11 protein-coding genes are annotated in these 24,981 nt (G+C 67.2%); 6 read left to right on the top strand and 5 right to left on the bottom strand.

Annotation, left to right across the window (positions count from 1 at the left end):
* Window positions 1-17: 17 nt before the first annotated feature.
* From WMF45_RS36745 to WMF45_RS36735, 3 genes are all read right to left on the bottom strand, one after another.
* A complete protein-coding gene (locus WMF45_RS36745) occupies window positions 18-1,289 on the bottom strand; it encodes a glycosyltransferase (protein WP_437710347.1) in 1,272 nt (423 codons plus the stop codon).
* 45 nt (window positions 1,290-1,334) lie between these two features.
* On the bottom strand, window positions 1,335-12,032 hold the full coding sequence (locus WMF45_RS36740) for a neuraminidase-like domain-containing protein (protein WP_437710345.1): 10,698 nt from the start codon (window positions 12,030-12,032) through the stop codon (window positions 1,335-1,337).
* 775 nt (window positions 12,033-12,807) lie between these two features.
* The gene (locus tag WMF45_RS36735) at window positions 12,808-13,635 is read right to left on the bottom strand and encodes a hypothetical protein (RefSeq protein ID WP_437710343.1); all 828 of its coding nucleotides are present in this window, start codon (window positions 13,633-13,635) and stop codon (window positions 12,808-12,810) included.
* A gap of 399 nt (window positions 13,636-14,034) precedes the next feature.
* Here WMF45_RS36735 and WMF45_RS36730 point away from each other — a divergent pair, with 399 nt between their 5' ends.
* From WMF45_RS36730 to WMF45_RS36705, 6 genes are all read left to right on the top strand, one after another.
* Complete coding sequence (locus WMF45_RS36730; RefSeq protein WP_437710341.1) at window positions 14,035-15,264, top strand: efflux RND transporter periplasmic adaptor subunit; 1,230 nt, start codon at window positions 14,035-14,037, stop codon at window positions 15,262-15,264.
* Window positions 15,261-15,959: an ABC transporter ATP-binding protein gene (locus WMF45_RS36725; protein ID WP_437710339.1), complete on the top strand. Its 699-nt coding sequence runs from the start codon at window positions 15,261-15,263 to the stop codon at window positions 15,957-15,959. Before WMF45_RS36730 ends, WMF45_RS36725 begins: the two co-directional genes overlap by 4 nt.
* Window positions 15,956-17,122, top strand: a complete 1,167-nt coding sequence (locus WMF45_RS36720; protein WP_437710337.1) for an ABC transporter permease — start codon at window positions 15,956-15,958, stop codon at window positions 17,120-17,122. The genes WMF45_RS36725 and WMF45_RS36720 overlap by 4 nt, the downstream gene beginning before the upstream one ends.
* Before the next feature lie 50 nt (window positions 17,123-17,172).
* Window positions 17,173-18,339 (top strand): ABC transporter permease, encoded by a 1,167-nt coding sequence (locus tag WMF45_RS36715; RefSeq protein WP_437710335.1) that lies wholly within the window; start codon window positions 17,173-17,175, stop codon window positions 18,337-18,339.
* A 215-nt stretch (window positions 18,340-18,554) separates the two neighbouring features.
* Window positions 18,555-19,442: a putative glycoside hydrolase gene (locus tag WMF45_RS36710; RefSeq protein ID WP_437710333.1), complete on the top strand. Its 888-nt coding sequence runs from the start codon at window positions 18,555-18,557 to the stop codon at window positions 19,440-19,442.
* Between the two features lie 316 nt (window positions 19,443-19,758).
* Complete coding sequence (locus WMF45_RS36705; RefSeq protein ID WP_437710331.1) at window positions 19,759-20,175, top strand: nuclear transport factor 2 family protein; 417 nt, start codon at window positions 19,759-19,761, stop codon at window positions 20,173-20,175.
* A gap of 56 nt (window positions 20,176-20,231) precedes the next feature.
* Here WMF45_RS36705 and WMF45_RS36700 read toward each other — a convergent pair whose 3' ends face one another.
* Window positions 20,232-24,422, bottom strand: coding sequence for an ATP-binding protein (locus WMF45_RS36700; protein WP_437710329.1), 4,191 nt, complete (start codon window positions 24,420-24,422; stop codon window positions 20,232-20,234).
* 155 nt (window positions 24,423-24,577) lie between these two features.
* Complete coding sequence (locus WMF45_RS36695; RefSeq protein ID WP_148313982.1) at window positions 24,578-24,976, bottom strand: YybH family protein; 399 nt, start codon at window positions 24,974-24,976, stop codon at window positions 24,578-24,580.
* Window positions 24,977-24,981: the final 5 nt, after the last annotated feature.

The raw sequence follows: 24,981 nt of genomic DNA, 5'->3' as shown, positions 1-24,981 counted from the left end.
GACGCCTCACCCACGCGTTAAGGGGCCACCACGCTCTGGATCAGTTGAATGCTGGGCTTCGGTGCCTTGCTCTCCTCGGCCTGAAAGACTCCCTTCATCTTCGCGAGCTTCTGCCGGATCCACTTGCTCGATGTGGCCGCCGTGAAGAGGCCGCGGAGCTGCTGCGGAGTGAGGTCGGCGACCTCGGAGACGACGCCGATGCCGCTCCGCCGGATCCGCAGGGCATTGTCCATCTGGTCCTTGCCGTGGGGAACGATGACGATGGGAACCTGCTCCCAGATGGACTCCTTGATCGTGGCGAGGCCGCCGTGCATGAACACCACCTCGGCCTGCTTCAGGATGTCGAGCTGCGAGACCCAGGAGAAGAGGCTGACGTTCTTTGGAAGGCGGTTGTTGAGCGGGTCCACGTCGACGCCATACTCGACGTTGAGCTGAGCGAGGAGCTTGTCACCGACGGCGAGGACGAGGTGATGGCTGTCCATCCTCTGGGTCTTCATCATCTCGATGAGGTTGTTGAAGAACTGCCGTGCCTTGAACTCGTAATCCTGGACTTGCGAGCCGGCGGTGCCGAAGATGAGCGGCTTGTCCGTCGGGATCCCCGCCGTATTGCCGGGCAAGGAGCCTGCGCCCAGGTGCTGCCGCGCGATCATGGGCTCGACGTACTTGACGTGATCGTCATGATTCCAGTCGTCGTCGGTGAAGTCGAACGCACGGGGGCAAGGGATCAGCTCGAGCTTGTCTCGGAGCGGCTCGATGAATCGATCGATGTCGAGGCCCGGCTGCGGCGAGACGGAGTCGATGATCTTTTGCGAGACGGCGCGCGGCATGTAGACGAGCTTGGTCTTGGCGTGGAGCCGGGGCGTGTCGTCGGGGTGGCGGAGGTAGGTAGTGATGAGGATGAAAGGGATCCCGTATTTGCGATGGATGAGCAGCGTTTCGAGCGCGGTGAAGTAGCCGCCGATGAGCAGGTTCGGCGCGGAGGGCCCGAGGAAGACGTCATCGAGCGCGCCGCGGCAGATCGGAAGGAGATGGTGCGGCTTCCAGCGCTGATCGATCGGCTCGAGCTTGTTCTCGTACGAGTGCCCGAGCGGGTATACCGATGGCAGAATCTCGTGGAACATCGGGTCGCTCAGAGAATTCATGTACGGTTCCATGATGAAACGGCAATCCGGGATGCCCATGAACTCCACGGTGTAGCCGGAGCTCTGCAGGGATTTGGCCAGGTTGATGCACGGAAGCCAGTGGCCCTGTTCTTTGTAGAGGTCGGGCCAGATCATTACTCTTGCCATGTTGCTCTCCTCATGACGCAGGTGAGACCGCGGACGGTTCAGGTTTCAGTCGGCGGCCGCCGCCGTGTATCTCACGACAAAGACGATATCTTCGACGGTGTCGGCGCTCATGCCGTGTTGCTCCAGCGCCCAGGTCTCCGCGGCCCAGTTCTGGAGCAACGTCGTGGAGGCGCTGCCGCCTTTGGGCAAGGACCGCACGGCGACGCCGTTCTGCGGGTTCATCGACGCGTCGGCGCCGCCGTTCAGCGAGATGCCGGCGCCGCTCAGCGTCGCGCCGGGCTTGGTGATGACGTGAACGTCGACGTGGCCCTCGTTCTCGACGATGTTGGCGAGCGCGAGCGTCATGCGGGCGCGCCGGATCACGAACGGGAAGTGCTCGGGCAGGAGGGTCATATCGACGGGCTGGCCCGGGCTGGTGAGCAGGCGGTGGAACACGTCTGGGAACTCCTTGCGGAGGCTAAGGACCCGCACGAGCCCGGTCTCCTCCTCGGAGACGACCTTGAGGAGCCTGTTGAGCCCGTCGATGATCGCGGATTCCGCGCCGTCCTTGAGCGTGCCGCCGCCGTCGCGCGCGGTGTAGCTGAGCTGGAGGACGGCGTCGGAGATGGTGTTGTGATCGAACTGCGGATACGCCGTCGGCAGCTCGAGCCTCCACCGGCTGATGACGCCTGCGCCCTCGAAGGGCAGGTAGCGCTCGTCGCGGAAGTTGAGCTCGAACAGCCCTGCGTCGCTCTGCGCGCTGCTCGTCGCTATCGATTGAATGCCGACGAGATCGTGGACGAAGCGCGGGTCGTCGAAGCCGGTATAGGCGTACGCGGTCGGATTGGCCGTGCTCTGCTTGCGGATCGCGCTGCCGAGCAGCGTGAGCTTGGCGCTGACGCTGGTGTGCGGCCCGGTGACGCAGGGGATCGTGAGCCGGACCGCCCGGATGCGCCGGAAGTACTGGCCAGGGTGATCGAGGTCGAACAGCACCTCCGGGAGCTCGAACTCGCAGGCGCCCTTCTCGCGCAGGTCTTGAAGCGCGGCCGGGTTGATCGCGGCGAGCGAGATCGGCTTCTGGATCTCGAACTCGCGCCGGTTGCGCTCGAGGTAGGCCACCTCCATGCGCTTGAGGTCGAGGACGAGCTTCTCGCCGGCGAGCAGCCCTTGCCGCAAGCTGTCGAAGTACCCGAACTGGATGAAGCTCGTTCCATCGAGCCCGAGCTCGAACTGGAAGGTGCGCTCGGCGCTCTTCGCCACGTCATAGGCGAGCTTGTACACCTGCTGATACGTGCGGCTGAGCTCGCGCACCATCCACTGGTAGAGGTCGCGGCTCGTGAACTTCTCCTGCAAGAACTCGCGCACCTCTTCGGCGTGCTCCATCTGCGTTTCGTGGTTCTCGAGCTCGCGCTGCGCGATGTCGCGCCGGATCTGCGCGGCCACGATCTGCTGGTTAGTCTGCTCGATCTCCTTGCGCGCCAGCCGCTCTTGCAGCTTCCAGTCCTCCCAGCGCCGCTCGTGACCGGCGTTGATGCCGGCGAGGCTTGCATTGCCGCGCGCCACGCTGGCCCCGGCGCCGAACGCGTTGGCGATGGAGTTCATCAAGGTGATGAACGCGGTCCCGACCTTCGCGTCGACGCCAACGAACGGGAACGGCCCCACCATGCCTGCGCTGGGGTCAGGGATGGACGCGAACATGCCGCCGAGGGTGTGGAATACACCCTGGAGCACCTCGAGCTGGGTGCCCACGTCGGTCATCGTGAGCTGCGTCCGCTCGCTCTTGCTGATGCGAGCGCGCGTGCGGTATTCCGTGTGACGCTCCTCGGCGAGCGCCCGCGAGAGCTCGAGCGCCCTGATGTTCTCCTCGGCCTCGGCGATCTGCGCCTGCCGCACCCGGCGCACGAGCTCCAGCATCTTGATCTCATGCCCCTGGCGCACGAGCTGCAGCTCCTCGGCGTCCTTCTTCTCGAGCGCCGCAAGCAGCGCCGCCCCGAAGCCCTTGAGCTCGTTCGCGAGATCGACCGCTCGCTGGATCCACGTGCCGAAGCGGTAGCAGGGCAGCGGCGCGTTGAGCTGCGCGAGGACGCTCCCGAGGTCGAGGCCCGCCGCGGCGGCGCGCACGAGCAGGGCCGGGTCGATGGGGGGCTCGAACAGCTTGAGCTGACGCTTGACCCCATCGATGTTCATGCTGTTTCTTATCTTGAAGAGACGGTCCTGCACCGTGTCCCAGTAGCCGTCGAGCCGCTCGTTCCTCGGCACGCAGAAGAAGAGGGTCCTGAGCGAGAGGTTCTTGATCGAGGCCGTCGCCGCGTCCTCTTGCGCGAGCTGGGTCTGCTTGAGGTGCTCGCTGTTGCTCACGAGCCGGTATTCGACGTCGACGATGGCGTTCGAGAAGCTCGTGATCCCCTTCGTCTTGAGCTCGCGGTACGTGTACCTGGGCTCGCCCGTCAGCGGCTCGACCGCCTCGGGGCGGTCGCCGAGCAGCTCGGCCGCGAGGATGTAGAGCTGCGTCGCTTGATTGATGGCCTCGATCGTGTCCTGCCGGAAGAGCTGATCCGCCCACGCGATGAGGTTGTCGAGATACTTCATCACCACGGACTTCTGGTACGCCACCAGCCGCTGCCGCGCGATGAGGTGCGGATTGAAGGGGTTGCGCCGCCAGTCGTCGATCAGCGCGGTGAGCTCCTGGCGATCGTAGGTCGACAGCGTCTTCGTGAGACCCAGCGTCTCCGAGAGGCTGTCGGTCGCGTCCTTGTTGGCGAAGAACGGCAGGAAGTTCCAGTAGCGGGAGCCGGCCGGCAGGCGCTCGACCCAGCGCTTGGTCTGCTCGTATCGCGTGAGCTCCTGCTTGGGGTCGAAGACATAGTGGTACCATTTCATCGCGTCTTCGAACTTCAGGTCCTGGCTCAGGCGCCCCGCGATCAGCATCGGCAGATGGAAGAAGAGCTCCCAGTTGTAGATGCCGAACGGCGTCCCGTAGCCGAACTCGATCGTGGGCAGCGGATAGGGCTGCTCGACGCTGCGCGTGGGGTGGAGCTCCGTCTCGATCAGGCGCTGCGTCGTACCCCAGGCCTGCCTGTCGCCGGCGATGTGGTAGCCCAGGTAGAGGTGGCCGTAGTAGTTGTAGTAATAGTTCGAGTAATACCGGTTGTCGGCGATGGGCAGCGCCTGCGTCGCGCGGGTCATGATGCCTTCCGGCCCGAACGCCTGCAGGCGTTTTCGCACCTCCGTCACCAGCGGATGGTTGAACGTCGAGAACGAGGCGACTTGCGTCTTTTCTCGGCTCAGGCCCGACCGCGTTACGACCCCCTTGCTCACGGCAAACAGGCTCGTGGAGGGCGTCTCGTAGAAGAAGGGCTTGAGCTCGGCGCTGCCGAGATAGGGGAAGTTGGTGCCGAAGACGCGGAAGGCGCCCGGGGTCCTCCGGAAGAACGGCGCGTTGCCCAGGAATCGAAGCTCATCGCCGGCGTTCATGGCGTGGACGATGTAATCCACCTCGACGGCGGCGTTCTGCACGAGCAGGGTACCTTCCGGCCAGCTCTCCCCCACCTTGAGCACGAGGTCGCTCGACCCCAGCGTGTCGTCGCCCGTGTGCCACACGGCGAACGTGCCGAGCCGCTTCGGTCTGAGGAAGTTCTTGTCTTTCCAGAGCCATTCGGCGAGCGAATCGCCCCGACTCACGCCGTCCGCATTCGGAATGTTCGTCTTGACGACATCCACCGACACGTACTCGCTGCTCGCGACGGCGACACGCAGGTGGTAGCCCGCCGTCCGGGGCTTGTCTTCGCCGAGCTCGCGATCGAAGATCGTCTCCGCGTCGTTGTCGGTCACGCGGCTCTTGGAGAGCCTGGGCTTGAGCCACTTGTTCTCCGAGGCCACGTACTCGCTCCACATGAGGCGGATCTCCGCCTGGAACTCCGCGTGCACGGCTCCGGCGTTGTCTCCGTCCACGTGGCTCTTGTTCGCCGGCAGGGGCGTCGGCTTCTGCTTGTTCTGCACCAGGGGCCAGAACAGGTGGAGGCGGCCATTGAAGACGACCGGCGCGACGACGTCGGCATTGATATCGAGGTTGATCTTCTTCCACGGCGTCCAGACCCCGTCGTGGAACTGCTTGGCCTGGAACGTCCGGTAGTAGAAGCTCCGCGACTGGAAGCGCGTGCGCCCCACGACGTGAAGGACGTGGTTGACGCCGGAAGAAAAGACCTCCTCGGCGTAGGTGCCTACCACCTCGAGGTTCGACACCTCGCTCATCTTCTCCAGGTAGTTATGGAGGGCCGTGAGGCCCCGCTCGTGCGTGATGTCGCCCTCGACGAGCTCGTTCTCGAGCTCCATGAAGAACTCGGTCTTGTCGTCGCGCAGCTCCGGTTCGATCCAGTTCTCGGGGTAGAGGAAGACCTTGCGGTTGGCCTCCCAGACCCGGTAGTTCTGCATCCACGCCCACTGGTCCTTGGCCTGCTCGAGCTGGATCAGCGAGGCGTTGTCCTCGAGCCCGAGGAAGACGCGCTGGACGAAGAGCTGTACGACGTTCAGAGCGAGCCGGATACGCGAGATGAGCGTGTCCGGCTCCATCTCGACGTCGATCAGGAAGTGAGCGAAGAGGTCGTTCTCGTCGACGAAATCGGGCTTCTGCTCGCCGTTCACGCCGTTGATCTCGACGGCGCCGGTCGTGAGGTATCCTGTGAGCGCGTCGCGCTGGCGTCGCCGGAGCGGGTCGCGCAGCGGCTTGAAGACCTCCTTCCAGGCATCCCTGCTGAACTGCGATCGGAAGGCGTTCCTGAGCTGAACTGCGGCGCCGATGGTCGGCGCTGGGCTGAGCAAGAGGTCGATGATCTGGCTCGCGTTGAGCTCGAGCCGCCGGACGATACGCATCGTCGCCCTGAGCAGCTGCCAGAGCTTGAGCGTCTCCGATCGGTCATCGCTATGCCAGGGCGGCGGCGGGGGTGGAGCCGGGGAGAGCAGATCGAAGACGGCCAGAATGTCTTCGAGGCTCCATCCGGTGAGAGCAGCCACGACGTCGGCCTGCGCCTCGGCAGCGCCGCCGCCTTCGCTCCAGAACTCGAACAGGGTCTTGGTCTTGAGCTCCACCGAACGCTGGAGGTCGAGCAGATCGATGAAGCCCGCGAGCGCCGACCACGGCACGTCCGCGTCGGCGTCGCGCGCGGGGAGCGCGTTGAGCGAAAGCCCGATCGAGGCGTCCGCTTCGATCAGATATTTCAGCTCCGGCTTCTTCAGCTCGAGACCTCTGACGAGCCCGACGGCCTTGAACAGCTTGGTGTAGACGTCCGTCCGGAATGGGACGACGGCGCTCGCAGGCACGGGGGCCACGTCCGCGTTGCCGACTTGCCAGAGCAGCGCGACGTCCTCCGCGTTGCTATAGGTGATTCGCACGTCGAGGACCGTGCCCGCTTTCAGACTCAGGACATTGTGGAGGTAGTGCCTGTTCTGTTGGACCTCGTTGAACCCATAGGTGATGCGCTGCTTGCCGTCGACCCACAAGGCCACCTCGATGCTGGGCTCCGCCGGCAAGCTGACCGAGATGATGAATACGTAGTCGTCGTCCCGCGGGATGACGACGGAGGCCCTGCGTTCCCCGGGCACCAGGATATTCCATTCCCCTTTCAGGAAGTTCTTCCAGTCGTGGAGGGCGGGGGAGAAGTCGGTGGTCAGGCTCCGGAGCGCCTTCGTGAGCAGCGTTTCGGCTTCATCCCGGGCGAGGTCCATGGACTCGGCAGCGACGGTGAGAGCCGAGGCCGCCCGCGCCTGGTCGACAAGGTAGCCGCGGAGCCGATCCCACACGAGCTTGTAGCGCAGCACGCGCGAGAGACCCGCGTCATAGGTCACCAGCTGCTCGAGGGGAACGTCGCCGGGGGTCGCCCACCAGAACCGAAGGAAATAGCGCGTCAGGAACTCCTGGTTTTGCTGCCTGAGCGGCGCGTGGACCGCTTCGTAGGCCGCGAGCGCGGCGTTGTACTCCGCCTGCGTAGCGAAATCGTCCAGGGTGGGCGGCGGAGGCGGCCCCTCGACGATCTGGATCGCCCGCACGACCTTCTCGGCCGGCATGACCTTGGTGAGCGCAGCGGCCAGCGCGACCGCGTCAGGGATCTGGTCCGGGTAGGTCGCTTCGATCTCCGCCGCTGCCGCCGAGAGCCGTCGAACGGCGCGATCCATGTCGTCCGCCGCGGGCGCGAACGGAGCGCCCGGCGCGCTTTCGTGGCGTAGATAGTAGGCGATCTCAGCGGCCGACATGCGCGTCGACCGAGCTCGCTCGAGCTCTCGAATGACGGCGTAGGTGTTCAGGATGGCCGCCTGGAGATCGGTCACCTCTTCCACAAACGGGCTGCCCACGAGCGCGGTGAGGTCGTAGAACTCGGCGACCGAGAGCCCCATCGCCCTCGAGAACGTCGCTGCCCGGTACATCTCCGTGAGCTCGGCCAGCCCGAGGGTCGTGACCGACTCGGAGACGATGACCTCCCCCCAGAGCCGGTCGATGTCTGTCGAACTCAGACGGAGAGCCGCGCGGAGGTGCGCCGGATAGTCCTCGTCATCCGCCACCGTCGCGAGGTTGACCGTCGCCCCGATCCGCACCCGCTCGAGCCCCTGATACTCGGCCTGGCTCGGGGCGCCCACGAGGAAGACCTCGTCGAAGCGGCTCTTCTCGATTCGCCCGGTGCGACGCGTATCGAGGTTCGCCCACCACGCGACCACGTCGAGCGGCGAGAGCTTCAGCTCGTCGGCCAAGCGCTTTACCTGGGCGAGCCTGACGAGGTTGTCGGGAATGTTGCCGTCCTCGAGGCTCATCAGATAGGCGTCGAGCTCGCGCATGCTCCACCCGAGCTTGCGCCAGAGCCGGACGAAGAAGCTTACGCGCCGCAACGTGTCCGTGTTGAGGTGCGCGATCTGGAACTCGTTGTAGTTGCACTCGACGCGCTCTTCCGTGCTCGAGACGATGTGGAGCCCGTGCGTATCGGCGGCCTGGCGGTGGACGAAGCGGGTATCCAGCAGGTCGAGCATGTCCTGGTAACGCAGGCCCGCGCGGTGCAGGAATACGGGCACCAGCGTCACGAGCTTGACCCAGGCCGGCCTCGTGTCCGGATCCCCCGGGGCCGGCTCTGTGGCGGTGATCTTGAGCGTGGGTTTGTCGGGCCGCCGGATGGTCAGCTCGTCGGCGCCGGGCGGGATCACGAAGCCCCAGTACTCCGACACCGGGCGCTCCGCGCCGAGGATCGCCTGAGCCTCGGCCGGCGTCAGGTTCAGGTAGGCAAGCGCGATGTTCGGATCCTGGAGCTTCGCGTCGGCGTCGCTCATCGAGAACGCCTCGAGGATCTCATGCTTTCGGATGTTCTTCTGTTTGAGGAAGATGTCGATTTCCTCCCTGCCGAGCGCCAGCGGCAGATGAAACGGGAAGACGGCCTGCGCGAGCGTGTCGTACGCCTTGCGGTTGAAGTGCTCCGGGAACACCTCGAGCGAGTCGTTCGCTCCGCTCGTCTGGAGCGCTGGATAGACCGTGAGCGGCGCGGCGTTGCCCCGGATTCTGAAGCGGACGGCGTCGTCCTCGACGATCCACTCTTTGCTCGGCTCGGTATAGGCGGCGCTCTGATTGGCGACCGCGCGCTCGCTGAGCACGTACCCTTCGGCGAGAACCGCGCTGCGAAGCGCGCCCAGCGCCCCCTCGACGCCGTCCTTTGCCTGGTTCATCGTCTCGGGCGTGAGGCCGATGGTGAACTCGAGCGGCTCGACGACCGCTTCGAGGACCTCGTTGACGATGTCGATATAAGGCAAGACCGTGTTCGTATTGGAGCAGGTGAGCTCGATGTCCTCGAGGTCGGGCCGGCGCTCGAACAGCGTCCTCTTGGGCGCGCCGTCGACCCACTCCAGCAGGTCCATCAGGTACGCGCCGGGGCTCAGCACCGTCTGGCAGTGCTTGCAGGCACATTTGTTGAGGTCGCCGAACAGGGTGATCCAGTTCGGGAACTTGCCCGAAACTGTGTCGTCCGGCGTGTCGACGAGGTCGGGCGTGTAGCCGTGTGTCGGATCGAGCACGGTGAAGTTGACAGGCCCAGGCACGGCGCTCAGGCCGCCGACCTCGTTCAGGTTCGGGTGGAACTTGACCAGCGTCGCGAGGATCTCGTTCGCGTAATGAGATGCCGTGCGGTGGATATCGCGCGCCGCCGTGAGCCCACCCACGTGCTCTTCATGATCCGCCACGAATCGGTCTTCCGGGATGCGTGCGATCCGGACCGCGGAGTCGAGCGCCTGGCCGATGAGGTGAGCGGCCGCGTCGAAATCGGGGGTCAAGCGAAACAAGCGCTGGAGCTGCTTGATCGAGCGGACGACGTCGGCGTCCAGCGTGAGCTCGCTCTCGGCGAGGTAGTCGTCGATGTCGCCCTTCTCGAGGCTGAAGTCGGGGTGATCCGTCAAGAACTGGCGCACCGCCACGAGGGTGGTCGTCCCCTGAATGCGGGAGACGAAGCGACGCTGCGGGCTCAGCTTGCCGAACAGGTCGTAGAGGCGCCTCGCGTAGACAGCTCCTTGCCCGGACGTGCCGTTGAACCCCGGAACATCGCCGGGGTATCGACCGTTATTGTAGCTGGTCGAGCTCGAGGCGAAGTCGGTCCAGTTCGGGTGCGCGCCGTCCAGCGTCACCGTGGCGAGATCCTCGATCGTCCGCCAGCCCGAGCTCGCCTTGCTCGCGTACACGGCGGCGACGATCGGGTAATAGCGGCCGACCTTCTCGTACATCTCGAACACGAACGTGACGTCCTCGGCCTGCTGCTCGGTCAGCACTTCGTCATCGACCAGCGCCGCGAGCAGCCCGGGGAGCTCCCCGAGGTTGTCGAAGTGCGCGCCGATGAGCGCCTCCTTCTTGGCCCTGTTCGGGCGATCCGCTGCGTCGATGCCTCGAATTGCGACGGTCTGCGCTACCCATTCCGCACCACTGCTCGAAGCGATGGCAAAGCTCGATGGATTCTCGCTGCCGGCCAGAGACGCGCGCCAAGCGGACATCAGGCCGCAATTCCCAGTGCTCGTAGACGACGTCGTGTAACGGCCGTTCGTGTAGTCACTGGGAAACGACTCCCAAGGCCACCCAAGATCGAACGCGGCGCATGCGAGCCACAGGGTTTTCGCGGCATCTCCGGGTGGGTCGAGAAGCGGCGGATTGGCCGCGGTGCCGAAACCAGGTTCCGCTGTGCCAGAAACGACGCCCCCGGCTATCGTTCCCTTCCAGCTGTCCTTGCCGACTCTATAGACGTGCGCCACCGCCTGCTGTGGGGCCGTGGTCTGGAAATTGACAGAGGTGTTGCCCTCACTTCCCACGCCCACTTTGGCGTAGCCGCTGAGGCGAATAGCGGGCGTAGAGGGATTGTCGGTGCTGGACCACAATTGCGTCCATCCGGCCGGCGTCGTCACGGGCGAACCTTCGTCGCTGGCGAACAGCACGATGAGCAGGTCGCCGGCCGCAACGTCCGAGAGCATGGCGACCGGGTGACTTGTGGTATTGGAAGGAAACGGCATGGTCCAGTAAGTCTGAACGCGGGGCATTGTCGCGTCTTCGCCGAGCACGAGCTCGAGCAGCTGTTGCTGCCACGGCGGCTTGCTGCCCGGAGTCAACGGGACAAAATTCATCAATTTCGTGAGCACCGTTCGCCAGGTGTCGACCAGGGTCGGATAGATGTCGACCTCGATCGCCGCGGAGATGATCCCGCGGTGGACGGCGGCGACCAGCGTCTGGAAGAACTTGTCGGGGTTCACGTCGAGCAGCGCGCGCAGGTTGTCGCCGAGCCCGGCGCGCACGAGCGAATAGATGACTTCCCGCGACATGGGCGCGCTCAGCGTCGAGGGAGGAAGCTGTGTGTCGATCTCCCTCGCGATGAGCCAGGAGCGGACGAAGGCGCGGACCAGCGCTTCATCGAAGCCGCTCGAGCGAGCGACCAGGGTCAGGAAATCTGGGCGTTCATCGAGCGTGCGTACGGTCGACAGCTGTGCGGCGTCCGAGACCCCCAGGCTGGGTTTCAGCCCCGTGACCAGGCGCTCGTACTCGCAGTCGGCGTTGGCGACCACGCGATCGATCACCACGTCGAGCTGCTGCTCGCGGGCGGCATTGTAGATCACCTCCGAGGACGATAGCCTCCGCAGGTCCGTCCCCTCCGGATTCAATTTTTCGTTCGCATACAGGATCAGGTTGATCTGCCCTGGGGGTGTGCCGATCGGGATCGCAGCGCTGGCTACCGGCGGCGGGCTGTAGAGGATCTCGAAGTTTCCGCCTGCGTCGCTCTCCGCCTTGCTGAGCAGGAATTCGTCGATACCGCCGCTCGTCCAGCCGACGTGGTATGCCTCGACGACGATGCCCGAAGCGGCGAGGCCGATGGTGTTCCGCACGGTGCCGAAGGCGCGGTGCTGGCGCGAAGATGCGGTCCAGGTCGCGCTGCTGCTCACGAGCTCGGCGCTCTGGCCGATGATGATGCGCACCCTCGACCCGCTCGGGATCGCGTTGAACGTCTGCGTCCAGCCGACCTCCTGCCCGCTCGCGCTATAGATCCTGAAGCGCAGATTCGCCGTCTCTCGTGTCGACTCGAACACCGCGACGCGCTGCAGGACGACCGGCCAGCCGCCGGTCTCCGGGTCGTATTGGCCCTGGCCTACCTCCGTCTCGGTAGAGCCCTCGATATCGAATGCCCTCACGCGCGCGATCTCGTTCTGAGTCGGACGGTTCATGTTGGGCCAGAACAGGTCGATGTTGATGATGTAAGGGTTCGGGATAGACATGTTCTTTCCTCTCAGGCACGCTCGCGCGCGCACCTTCAACGTCGACAATGGCGCGCCATGCCCTGGCTAGCCTCATGGCCGTGCCCGGGTCGGCGCTCCCTCCAGGGAACGTGGCAGAACGTCAGCGTTGCGGCGTGATCTCGCCGCAGATCATGTGCTTCAGACGCACTACGGATTCTTTCGCATTCTGATGGAATGCGCCTTCAATGTTGATTGAACATTGCGTAATCTGTGGCTGCGGAAGCTGTGCGCGCTGCAGGCTGCGCCGTTTTGCGTGCGTCAAGGCGCTGCCGAGCGAGCGGCGTTCCGTGATGGACGAATATGTCGGCGAGCAGACTGCTGGTCAATCTCAGACCGGTGCTCGAGACCGGGCGGAGATCTCGGGAGCGAGGCATTCGGTCGGTGATCCCCGTGGGGGGACGGGTGATCACGGAGAGCTGACGTCAGAAAGCGGTCGAGGGTCAGCCGCGCCGAGTGAAGCGGCGCGTCACGGCGCGTTAACGCCCAGGCTGGTTCAAGAGCAGCTTCGGTCTGTTCCCGCGGACTTCCAACAAGCTTGGTGAACACCGATGCCCTCATGGGCCTGGCCCGGAAGGCGGCTCTGAACCTCAGTGGTCCGGCTCCAGGAGACGCGAGCCACGGCGACGGGGGCGCCCCCTCGATAGGACGTTATCGAGGCTCGGACATCAGCCCGGCCCTGCCACGCGTGACGACCTCCCTCCACGGGGGGCGTGCCGCGGACGCGGAGCCAGGGAGGAGCCTGAGCGACGCTGTGCTAGGCCGCCCTGGAGCGATCCACGCGGAGCTCGATCCACGGAGAGGTCTGCTCGGCCAGGGTGCGGTAGGTGAGCGCCGCGGCGCCGACGAAGAAGAGCGCGAGCGCGGCGGGGCCGATGTCGATGCTCCCGCCCGAATCGACCGCGCCGAGCATGCTCGCGTGGAACGCGCGGAACAGGCCGAGGTGAAGCGCCGCGAGCGCCCCGCCGAGCGCGAGCGCCCAGGATCGGTGGAACCGCGCGCGCTGGGCGTGGTGGGCGATGACCGTCTCCGAAGCGATGCAGAGGCTGCCGTGCGCGGGCGCCCGGAGCACCCAGGCCCGCGCGGCGTCGCGGTACCCCTTGCCGGCGGCGCTCGCGTCGATCTCGCGGCGCACGGAGCCCGCGATGTAGATCGTGTCGCCGGGGCGGACCTCGGACACGTAGGCGGGCGCGCCGCCTCGTCTCGTCGGGACGAAGGTGGTGTCGAGGCTCAGCTTGCCGCTCGCCGGCTCGACCCGCACGGTGGCGCCCGAGGGGAGCCGGAGCGAGAACGCGCGCGCCCGCGTCTGACACGCGCTCGGCGCGGCGCCGGCCTGGCCGCCGCACGGGATCTCGACCGCGATCACCGCGTCTCCCGGCGCGGCGTCCTCCGCGCTCACCTCGCCGCGCAGGAGCGCAAACCCCTCGCGTATCGCGCCGGGTGACGCGGAAGGGCTCCGCGCATACGCGGCGATCTGCGAGCGCCGACGGTGGTGGTGGCAGCGCCCGATCGCGATGGCGACCGCGACACCCAGCACCACCCCGGCGACCCCGTAGACGATGAAAAGGCTCGCGACAAAACCCATCGTGACAGCGTAAACGTGCGGCGTCGGGGCGTCGAGACAGGGTGTTGGTCTCGGGAGCTCCGCGAGCGCAAGGCGCGCATCTCGCACCATCGCCGCTCCGCAGCCCCGCGCCCCGCGTCGACACAGACAGCACCGCACAGCGCCGCAGGCATCAATCCGAGCGCCGCTGCACGTCAGGGAGCGCACTGCCACGGGTGAGGCGCGGCGGGCACAGCCGCGCGGCGCATTGCGGTCTGGACGGGCGGATTGCCGCGGCGGAAGGCGATTTCGATATGAAGCAAGCACCGCTCCAGGGCGGGCGCGAGGCCGCGTCCTGCGTGTCGGGCGCGGGTGGCGCCGCGCGTCAGAAATGGGCGATAGAACTTCAACGCGACGCCGGAAGCGTGTTAAGGAGACGCCGTGTCCGACCAGCTCAGCTCGGATCTCGCCTCGCTGCGGATCCAGCGGGACGTCGATCCCGATCGGCGGAGCCCGCTCCGCACCGCCCTCATCGCCGCGGTCGTGCTCGCGGCGGTCGCCGGCGCCGCCGCGTTCGCCCTTCCCAGGGCGCAGAGCGCGATCTTCAAGACCGAGGTCACCACCACGGAGGTCGCGCTGGTCTCGCCGGCGCAGGCGTCGATCTCCGTGACGTCGACCGGGTATGTGGTCCCGCAGGTCGTGTCCAAGGTCGGGGCCAAGTTCCCCGGCCGCATCGCGCGGGTGCACGTCAAGGAAGGCGACGTGGTGAAGCAGGGCGACCTGCTCGTGGAGCTCGACGACGCCGACCAGAAGAGCCTCGTGGCCGCGGCCCAGGCCAAGGTGGCGGCGGCGCGGGCGCGCGCCGCGGCCTCCCGGGCGAGCATCGGCGAGGTCGACCAGCAGCTCGCGCGGGAGCGGCTGCTGGTCGAGCGCCAGGTGACCGGCCGCGCCTCGATGGATGACCTCACCGCGCGCATGCACTCGCTCACCCAGTCGGCGGCGGCGGCCGACGCCGAGGTCAAGGCCGCCGCCGCCGACGTCGAGAGCCTCCGGGTCACGCTGGCCGACCGGAAGATCGTCGCGCCGATCGGCGGCACGATCATGTCGAAGCCGCCCGAGGTCGGGGAGGTCGTCGGCCTCGAGCTGCCGCACCTCGTCGAGATCGCCGACTTCACGTCGCTCGTCGTCGAGACCGATGTCCCGGAGACGCGCCTCTACCTCGTCGAGCCCGGCAAGCCGTGCGAGGTCGTCCTCGACGCGTACCCCTCGAAGCGGCACCGCTGCACGACGCTCGAGATCGGCAAGCGGGTGAACCGCGCCAAGGCGACCATCCCCGTGAAGGTGAAGTTCGTCGGAGAGCCGAAGGAGGCGCTGCCGGAGATGAGCGCGCGGGTCAGCTTCCTCGCCGAGGCGCTGTCCGAGGAGGCGATGAAGGAGCCGCCGAAGCGGGTCGTCCCGGAGGCCGCGGTGGTCGAGCGGGGCGGCGCCAAGGTGGTGTTCGTGGTCGACGAGGGCAAGGTGAAGATGGTGCCCATCAAGGTGGGCGGCCCCGCGCCCGGCGGGCTGGAGCTGCTCGACGGCCCGACCCCGGGGGCGCGCCTCGTGGCGAGGCCGTCCGCCGAGCTCGCGGACGGTCAGAAGATCAAAGAGAAGGAAAAGGGGAGCGAATGACCGAGGGGTATCGCGACGGGAAGCCGAAGCCCATTGTCGAGCTGCAGGGGGTCGGCAAGAGCTATTTCCGCGACAAGGAGCCGATCGTGGTGCTCGACAACATCACGCTCGACGTCCCGGAGGGGTCGTATGAGGCGCTGATGGGGCCCTCGGGCTCGGGCAAGTCGACGCTGCTGAACCTGATCGCCGGGCTCGATCGCCCGACGCGCGGCTCGGCGCGCGTGGCGGGGCAGGACCTCACGCGGATGAGCGACGGCGAGCTGGCGCGCTTCCGCTCCAGGACGATGGGCTTCATCTTCCAGGCCTACAACCTGATGCCGGTGCTCACCGCGGTCGAGAACGTCGAGCTGCCGCTCCTGCTCACGAACCTCTCGGCGTCCGAGCGGCGGAAGCGCGCGCAGACGGCCCTGCGCGTCGTCGGGCTCGAGGAGCGGATGGGCCACTATCCCCGGCAGCTCTCCGGCGGCCAGGAGCAGCGGGTCGCGATCGCGCGGGCGATCGTGAACGACCCGACGATCATCGTGGCGGACGAGCCGACCGGCGATCTCGATCGCAAGAGCGCCGACGAGATCCTGGCGCTCCTCGAGAAGCTCAACAAGGAGTTCAAGAAGACCATCCTGATGGTCACGCACGATCCGCAGGCCGCCGAGCGCGCGACGGTGACGCGCCGGCTCGACAAGGGGAACCTGTCATGAACCTCGTCTCCGTCGCCGCCAGGAACGTCCTTCGCAACAAGTTCAGGACGCTGCTGACCGTGATCGGCGCGGCGGTGGCGGTGCTTGCGTTCGTGCTCCTCCGGACGGTGCTCTCGGCGTGGAACGTCGCCGCCGACTATGCCGCGAAGGACCGGATCGCGACGCGGCACAAGATCTCGTTCATCCTCCCCTTGCCGAAGCGCTACATGGACACGGTCCGCGAGGTCCCCGGCGTGACGGAGGGGTCCTTCATGAGCTGGTTCGGCGCCAAGGACCCGCGCGACGCCAATAACTTCTTCGCCTCGATGGCCGTCGAGTCGAAGACCTTCTTCAAGGTCTACGACGAGATGGTCGTCTCGCCCGAGGACATGGAGCGGTGGCAGGGCGACAGGAAGGGCGCCATCCTCGGCGACGTCCTCGCGGCCCGGCTCAAGGTGAAGCCGGGCGACACGGTGACGCTGGAGGGGACGATCTACCCCGGAAACTGGCAGTTCAACGTCTCGGGGATCTACACGGCGACGCGCAAGTCGATCGACAGGTCGCAGTTCATCTTTCACTACGACTACCTGAACGAGTCGCTCCCCGAGCGGCAGCGCGACCAGATCGGCTGGATGGCCGCCCGGATCGACGACCCGTCGCGGAGCGCGGACATCAGCGCGGCGATCGACAAGATCTTCGACGAGAAGGACGTCCAGACGGCGACGATGAGCGAGCGGGCGATGAACCTGTCGTTCATGGCGATGATGTCGGCCGTGCTGACGGCGCTCAACGTCGTGTCCGTCATCATCCTTCTCATCATGATGATGATCCTCGGCAACACGATCGCCATGGGCGTCCGGGAGCGGTCGCGGGAGTACGGCGTGCTGCGCGCGCTCGGGTTCGAGCCGAAGCACGTGAGGATCTTCATCATCGGGGAGGCGGCGACCATCGGGCTCTTGGCCGGGTTCATCGGGCTCGTCGTCTCGTATCCGATCGTCGAGCTCGGGCTGGGCCGATGGCTGGAGGAGAACATGGGCTCCATGTTCCCTTATTTCCGGATCGAGCCTATGACGATGGTCCTGGCGGTGCTGCTCTCGATGGGGCTGTCGCTCGCCGCGTCGCTCCTCCCGGCGTACAACGCCTCGAAACTCTCGGTCACCGACGCGCTCCGGCGCGTGGCGTGAGCGACCCACGCAGCCTGTCTTCGAGACCCTGAAAGCGGGAGAGAGCGCTCATGATCCCCGTCGCCTACAACGTTCGAAATCTGGTGGTGCGCAAGACGACGACCCTCGCGACGGCGTCGGGGCTCGGCCTCGTGGTGTTCGTGTTCGCGTCGGTGCTGATGCTCGCGAACAGCGTGCAGCGCACCCTCGGGCGCACCGCGCGGGACGACGTCGCGATCGTGATGCGGAAGGGCTCCGACGCCGAGATGGTGAGTAGCATCGAGGAGCAGCAGATCGGCGTGATCCTCGCGAGCGCCGAGGTGGCGAAGCGGCAGGACGGCAAGCCGGACGGGGTGGGGGAGGTGATCGCGGTCATCCTCCTCGAGAAGCTCGGCACGGACGGCATCTCCAACGTGCAGGTGCGCGGGGTGCCCGACGACGTGCTCGCGTTCCGCTCGCAGGTGAAGATCATCGAGGGCCGGCCGGCCCAGCCGGGCACGGACGAGGTGATCGTGGGCAAGGCGATCAGCGGCCGCTTCAAGGGCCTGTCGATCGGCGAGTCGTTCGAGCTGCGAAAGAACCGGCCGGTGAAGGTCGTGGGGGTGTTCGACGACGGCGGCTCCTCGTCGGAGTCCGAGGTCTGGGCCGACCTGCACACGACGCGCTCGGCGTTCGGCCGCGAGGGGGGCGTCTCTGCGGTGCGGGCGCGGCTCGCCTCGGCCAGCAAGTTCGACGCGTTCGAGGCGTCGATCGAGCAGAACCGGAACCTCGGGCTCGAGGTGATGCGCGAGAGCGCCTATTACGAGAAGCAGTCCGAGGGGACGAGCATGTTCATCACGGTGATGGGCGTGCTCATCGCGGTGTTCTTCTCGATCGGCGCGATGATCGGCGCGATGATCACGATGCACTCGTCGATCGCCAACCGGCAGCGCGAGATAGGCACGCTGCGGGCGCTCGGCTTCTCGCGGTTCAGCATCCTCCTGTCGTTCCTCATCGAGTCGGTCCTCCTCGCGCTGGCGGGCGGGGCGCTCGGCGTGATCGCCGCGCTCGGGATGCGGTTCGTGCGCTTCTCGACCGTCAATTTCGCGAGCTGGTCGGAGGTCGTGTTCACGTTCGAGCCGACGCCCGGGATCCTGCTGACGTCGGTGGCGATCGCGGCGGTGATGGGCCTGCTCGGCGGGTTTTTCCCGGCGCTCCGCGCTGCGCGGATCAGCCCGATCCAGGCGATGCGGGGGTGACCCGGGGCGCGGGGGGCGGCGCCTGAGGCATCCCCCGCAAGCTCTTCGGAAAGTTCACAGGGTGGCGGGGAGACGGGGAGGTAAATCCTCAAATACTCCCTGTCTCCCCGCCTCCCTGTTCAATTTCCTCGCTGAAAAGGGCAGCGAAAGGTGTTCCGGCGCGCGCGGCGCTCCCTTGGCCGGGGACGTGCTCTCCCCTCGGCGGGGGGAACAGCATGCCCACGATCACCAAGGCGATTTACGTGAACTTCGCGGCGGGGAGGAACGTGGAGCGGTTGAATCGGCTCTCCTCCCTGGTCCAGCGGACAGAGCTGAACTCCCTGGTGATCGATATCCGGTCGGAGGGGGGCGCGCTCCTCTTCGAGCGGGACGAGGTGACAAGGGCCCAGCTGGGCGCCCTGCGCGAGGCCGGCATCTATCTCATCGCCCGGCTCGTCGCGTTCAAGGGCGGCCCGCGGGGCTGGTACGACCCGGCCTCGCAGCCGCGATGGCACGAGATCGCGGAGATCTCGCTCCGGGCGTACGACGCCGGCTTCGACGAGGTGAACTACGATTATGTGCGTTATGGCGCCGCGCGCGAGCCGCGGTCGCGGACGCCGATCGAGGAGAGGGCGCCGACGATCCGCGCTTTCTTCGAGTTCCTCCGCGCGGAGGTCGGCGATGCCGCGTCTCGCCCGATCTCCGCGGATGTCTTCGGGTTCACGCTGCTCGGGCCGCAGGACGGGATAGGCCAGCGGCTGGAGGACGCCGTGGAGCTCTTCGACTACGTGATGCCGATGCCGTACCCGTCGCACTGGGGCCCTGGCAGCTTCGGGTTCGCGAACCCTGCGCATCACCCCTACGAGATCCTGTATGCCTCGCTCTCGGCCGGCTGGCGCAGGGTGGCAGCGCTTCCCGGGCGCATCGGGCTGCTGCGCAGCTGGATCCAGGCGTTCGATCTGGACAGCTCGCGCCCCATGCAGCGGTACGAGTACACGCCGTGGCACATCCGGGAGCAGATCCGCGCGAACGACGACGCCGGCTGCGCGGGCTACGCGGCGTGGAACCCCCGGAGCCACTACGACGAGAGCGCGTTCGTCGGCGCGCCGCCCGACACGGTGTGAGAGCGCGGCCGCGACCGCTCTCGCCACGCCCGCAGCGGGGCCATCCGGCGGCTTTGCCGCGGCGAGAGCGCTTGCCATGCCGCGCTGCTGCCCGCACGCCGCCGCCTGACCGGACGGGCTAGTACCGCGGGTCAGAAATCCCGCCAGGATTTCTGAGACAGCGAGAAGGGGCCGGAAGATAGCTCGGCATTTCCAACACTAGCCTCCGGGGTGCTGTATGCTCGGCCGAGATCAGGCTCGGATCGGTACGGGAGCAGCGGAGCGCATGGCGTCCTCGGAGAGAAAGCCGGCAAGTCCAGAAGATTCGGTTCGCCAGATGCTCGTCGAGTTCGCGCGCGCCTTCGAGCGAGGCGACGTGGACGCGTTATGCGACATGTTCGTTCGTGACGATGCCCTGATCTTCTACGGCACACACGACAAGCTGCACTTCACGCGCTGGGCCGAGATCGAGGCCTCGTTCCGGCGGCAGAGCGAGATCCTGAAGGACCTCGTGTGCAGGATCACCGGCGATGTCCAGGTGCGTCTGCTGGCCGGGGGAGCGGCCGCCTGCGCCGGGACGGCCGGCTTCGGTATCCACGCCACCATGGGCGGCGTGCGCTTCGACCTGCCCGCGCTCCGACTGACCTGCACGGTGGAGCGCCACGGGGATCGGTGGCGGTTCGTGCAGCTCCACCTCTCCGTGTCGGACAGGCCGTTCCTCGACAGCGTGGGCCACGTGCTCGAGAGCGCCTGAGAGCGCCTGAACGCCGCGCCGCCACACCACGCCGGTGCGGCGGCGCGACCCGCGCCTCACGTGGGGACGTCGCTCGACTCCGCCAGATCCCGGAGCGCCCTCTCGCTCCGGCGCAGCGCCTCCTCGGTCCGCTGGACCTTCAGCGCCTCCTGCTCCAGCTCGCCGCGGAGCACGGTGTTCTGCAGCGACAGCGCGGCCAGGAACTCGAGGAGCGGCAGCCGGCGCAGGATGAACGCGCCGTGGACCAGCCGGTTCTCCAGGTAGAGGAGGCCGCCCACCTCGCCGGGGTTCTTCATGAGCGGCATGCACAGCACCGACTTCGGCCGCTCGCGCACGAGGTACTCGTCCCCGGCGAAGGCGCCGCTCGCCCCGACGTCGCTGAGCACCACCCGCTCCCGCGTCCGCTCGACATAGTTGACGATCGACGCCGGGACGCGGGTCGCGAGCGGCGCCGTGCTCCGCTCGTACACGCGGATGCTGATGCCGTCGCGGTCCACCACGGCCTCGGCGGCGAGCCGCAGGCCGTCCCCGGTGAGCAGGAGACAGCACCGCTCCGCCCCCTCGTGCTCGACGACGAGCCGCATGAGCGACTCCATCATCTCCTTCGGCGTCATGTCGCTGGAGAGCGACCGCGAGACCTTCACCGCGGTCTGCGCGTCGATGGCCTCCGCCGCCATCGTCATGACGCCGCTGCTCGTCGCGCGGCGCTGCTCCTGGTTCAGGACGAGCGCATGCCGCTGCTCGAGCTGCCTCACCTTCTCGCTCGCGCCCCAGCGCGAGTACGACGCCACCGCCTCCCGCAGGTAGAGCCCCGGCAGGCCGCTGTAGCCGCGATCCAGGTAGAACCGGGCGGCGAGCTCGCTCGCGAGCGCCTCCTGGTGGATGAACCGGGACTCGCGGAAGGCCACGATCGCCTTGTCGTAGAGCGCCGCGGCCTCGTCGTGCCTGCCGTCGACGCGCGCGCGCTCCGCCGCTACGAGCGCGTGTTTGCCGGCGAAGTTGTCGGGGCAACTCTCGGCCCAGACGCGCAGCTGCTCCTCGTGGCCGGCGAGCGACCGCCGGAGCCCGGCCTGCTCCTCGGCCGGGGCCCCGGAGAAGCGGGCCGCCCGGGCGAGGGCGCCGAAGTAGTGGTACTCGGCCGAGAACAACATCCCGTTGCCCCCCGAGATGTTGCGCTCCGCCTTCTCCGCGGCCAGGGCCGCCTCGTCGGGGTTGGAGGCCAGGAGGTGCTGCGCGGTCTTCATCACGTAATGGACGAGCCGCACGCTCGGGAAGCTCTCCTTCTCGAGGCGGTCCTCGAACGCCTGCTCGTCGAAGTCGTCCGCGCTCATCGTGCCGAGGTGGCGCGTGGCGCCCCTCATCGCCTGGACCAGGCGCAGCATGCTCGTCACGGCGTCCGCGGCGAACGTGATCTTCGCCTTCGTCGCGTAGTCGAGCGCGCTCACCGCGACCTTGTACGCCTCCTCGATCGGGTCGCCCCGCACGATCACGTTCAGGGTGAGCTGGATGTTGCTGAAGCTCCCCCACGTCAGGTTCCCGACCTCGTTCGCGGCCTGGATGCTCACGCGCTGGCAGGCGATCCCGGTGTCGATGTGGCGCGTCCAGACCGAGATCAGACAGCCATAGAGGTTGGCCACCTCGGGCTTGTAGACGAGCGCGTTCATCTTCTCGGTCAGCTCGTAGCCCACCCTGCCGATCCGGTCGCCGTCCTGGTACGCGCCGAGCTTCTGGCAGAGCGCCTTGCCGAGGCACGTGTACCCGATGCCGGTCGGCTCCGCGTTGCCGTGGAGCAGGCTGAGCCGGACCATCTGGCAGACCAGGAGGTCATTGAGGTTCGGATCGGTGTAGAAGGTCGAGGCGTACATCACGGCCATCACGCCCATCGCCGCGAGCATCGGCGGCGCCGTCATCCTCGGCTGGCCGAGGATCTCGTCGGCGGTGCGATCGCGGAGCGCGTCGCGCAGCGCCGTGATCTCCGCGACAACCTCCTCGTCGGCCGGCTGCCTCCCGAGTTTGATGCCGAGCAGCGCGAGGCACTCCAGCCCGACGCCGATGCACGCGTCGTGCTCGGACCGGGCCATGTGGTTCTGCATCAGGACACGGTAGGCCGCCGCCTTGTCGAGCTGCGTGCGCGCGCGCTCGAGGAGCACCGAGCAGAGGTCGATGGACCGATCGAACTCCCCGTTCACGCACGCGCTCTCGGCGAGATCGAGGTGCAGCGCGAAGGCGAGCAGATCGTCGGCTCCCGCCCAGTTGTCTTCCCCGGTCAGCGCGCAGCCCGCGGCGAAGTAGGCCACCGCGGAGCCGTAGGCCCCGGAGGCCCTCGCCTTCCTGCCGGCGCGGAGGTTCAGCTCGGCCGTCCTGCGCCGCTCGCCAGGATCGGTGATGAAGGAGGCGCCGATGTTCAGCTGATTCGTGATCTCGAACAGCCGGTCCTCCAGCGCCTCCTCCGGCGTCTGGACGAGCAGCAGGCGCCCGATGCGCAGGTGCGTCGAGGCGTGGTTGCCCTCGCGGATGAGCAGGTACGCGGCCTGCTGCACGCGGTCGTGGAGGAACTTGTACGTGCTGCCTCGGCGCGCCACGAGCCCCTCGCGGATGGCCGGGGAGATGGCGGCGTGCGTCGTCTCGGTCGACTCGCCGTACATGGCCGAGAGGACCTCGGCGTCGAAGCGGGCGCCGAGGCACGCGGCGAGGGAGAGGACCCGCTGCGTCTCGCCGTCCAGCCGCCTGAGGCGGCCCAGCACCAGGTCGACGACGTTGTCGGTCAGGTTCTGCGCGGCGATGGCCTCGATCTTCCAGCACCAGACGGCGCTCACGGGATCGACCCAGACCAGCTTCTGGCGATAGAGCTCCGTCAGGAACTGGCCCACGAAGAACGGGTTGCCGCCCGTCCTCTGGACGAGGAGCCTGGTGAGCTGAGCCCCCAGCTCGTCCTCGCAGCGGAAGGTGTCCATGACGAGCTCGAGGACGTTCTCGTGCGGGAGCGGGTCGAGGCTGAGCGTCGAGACGCGCGCGCCCGTGGCGTGGATCTGCCGGAGCACCTCCATGAGCGGGTGCGACGGGGTCACCTCGTTGTCGCGGTACGCCCCGATCACGAGCAGGTGCCGCTTCTCGGGCGCCGCGACGACGTCGCGGATGAGCCTCAGGCTGGCGGGATCTGCCCACTGCAGGTCGTCCACGAACAGCACGAGCGGGTGCCGCTTGCGCGCGACCACGCCGAGGAACGCATGGAACACGCGGACGAAGCGGCTGCGCGCCTCGTTCGGCGCGAGCGGCGGCACCGGCGGCTGCTCGCCGAGGATCAGCGAGAGCTGCGGGATGATGTCGATGATGACCCGCCCCTCCTCGCCGAGCGCGTCGCTCAACCGGTGCTTCCACCCCGCGAGCGACTGCGGGCTCTCCGTCAGGATCTGCCGGACGAGCTCCCCGAACGCCTGGGCGATCGTGCGGTAGGGGATGTCGCGCTGGAGCTGATCGAACTTCCCGGAGATGAACGCCCCGCGCTCGCGGACGATGGGCGCCTGCACCTCCTTCACGAGCGAGGTCTTCCCGACGCCCGAGTACCCGGCGACGAGCACGAGCTCGGCCGTGCCCGTGGCGACCACACGCTCGAACGCCTCGAGCAGGATCGCGCGCTCGCGCCTCCTGCCGTAGATCTTCGTCGGGAGCTGCAGCCGGTCCGGGATGTCGGCCGTCCCGAGCGGGAACGAGTCGATCATCCCGAGCTCCTCCAGCTCGGTCTGGCACATGAGGAGATCCGACCAGAGCCCGCGGGCGGTCTGATAACGCTCCTCCGGAGACTTCGCGAGGAGCTTCATCACGATCTCGGAGACGATCCGGGGCACGTCATGCACCAGCTCCGCGAGCGGCACAGGGGCCCTCGCGATGTGGGCGTGCGCCCACGCGGGCGCGTCCTCGGCGTCGAGCGGCAGCTTGCCGGAGAGCAGCTCGTACAGCGTGACGCCGAGCGAGTAGAGATCGGCGCGCTCGTCGATCGGCCAGTCGACGCGGCCCGTCCGCTCCGGCGCGATGTAGGGCAGCGACTCCGGGTTGATCTTCGTCTCGTCCGAGAGGCCGAGATCGCCGCGCACCACGGCCAGCCCACCGTCGAGCGACACCTCCCCGCTCTCCGGGTGCACGGAGAGGTTCGCGGGGCGGATGTCCAGGTGAAGGGTGCCTGACTTATGAAGTTTCGACAGCGCAGATGCGATCTGCACCGCGTGCGTGAGGAACCGGCGAAGATCCATGAGAGCCCTGGTGATCGTCGATAGGACAATCCTGAGTGTACGGTACTCGAAGCAGGATCCCTGTCAACGTTTCCTCCGGCCTCGCCGGCGAGGCGCCGGCCGCCGGAGCGCTTCGACGCGGTCGGCGCGGTCGACGTGGTCGACGCGGACGTCGATCACGACGCGTCAGGGATCCTCGTCGTGTGGTGCACGAGGGCTTTCCATTCACCGCCCTTGAGCTCCCAGACCGCGGTGAAGGCGATGGTGTTATCGAGCTTGACACCGCCCTTGAGCTCGGCGCGCGAGCGGTAGACGCCGCTCACGATAGCGACGTCCCCGCCGACGATACGCACGTCGCACTGCCGGAGCTCCTGCGTGTACGTCAACATGCTGTCGACGAGCTTCAGGTACTCGTCCTTGCCGCGCTGCACTCCGTTGTAATCGACGTACCGCCAGCCTTCGGCCAGGTGGCGATCGAGGAAGCCGTAGTCCTTGACGGCCCCCACCGCCTTCGTCCACGCCTTGAGGAGCGCGACGTGCTCCTCTCTCGCCTGCTCCGCGGTGATCTTCGACATTGTCC

This window comes from Sorangium sp. So ce448 (assembly GCF_051520915.1).
Classification (GTDB): domain Bacteria; phylum Myxococcota_A; class Polyangia; order Polyangiales; family Polyangiaceae; genus Sorangium; species Sorangium cellulosum_B.
Note: the sequence above shows the minus strand (reverse complement) of the source record. Positions and strands in the feature narration are given on the sequence as shown.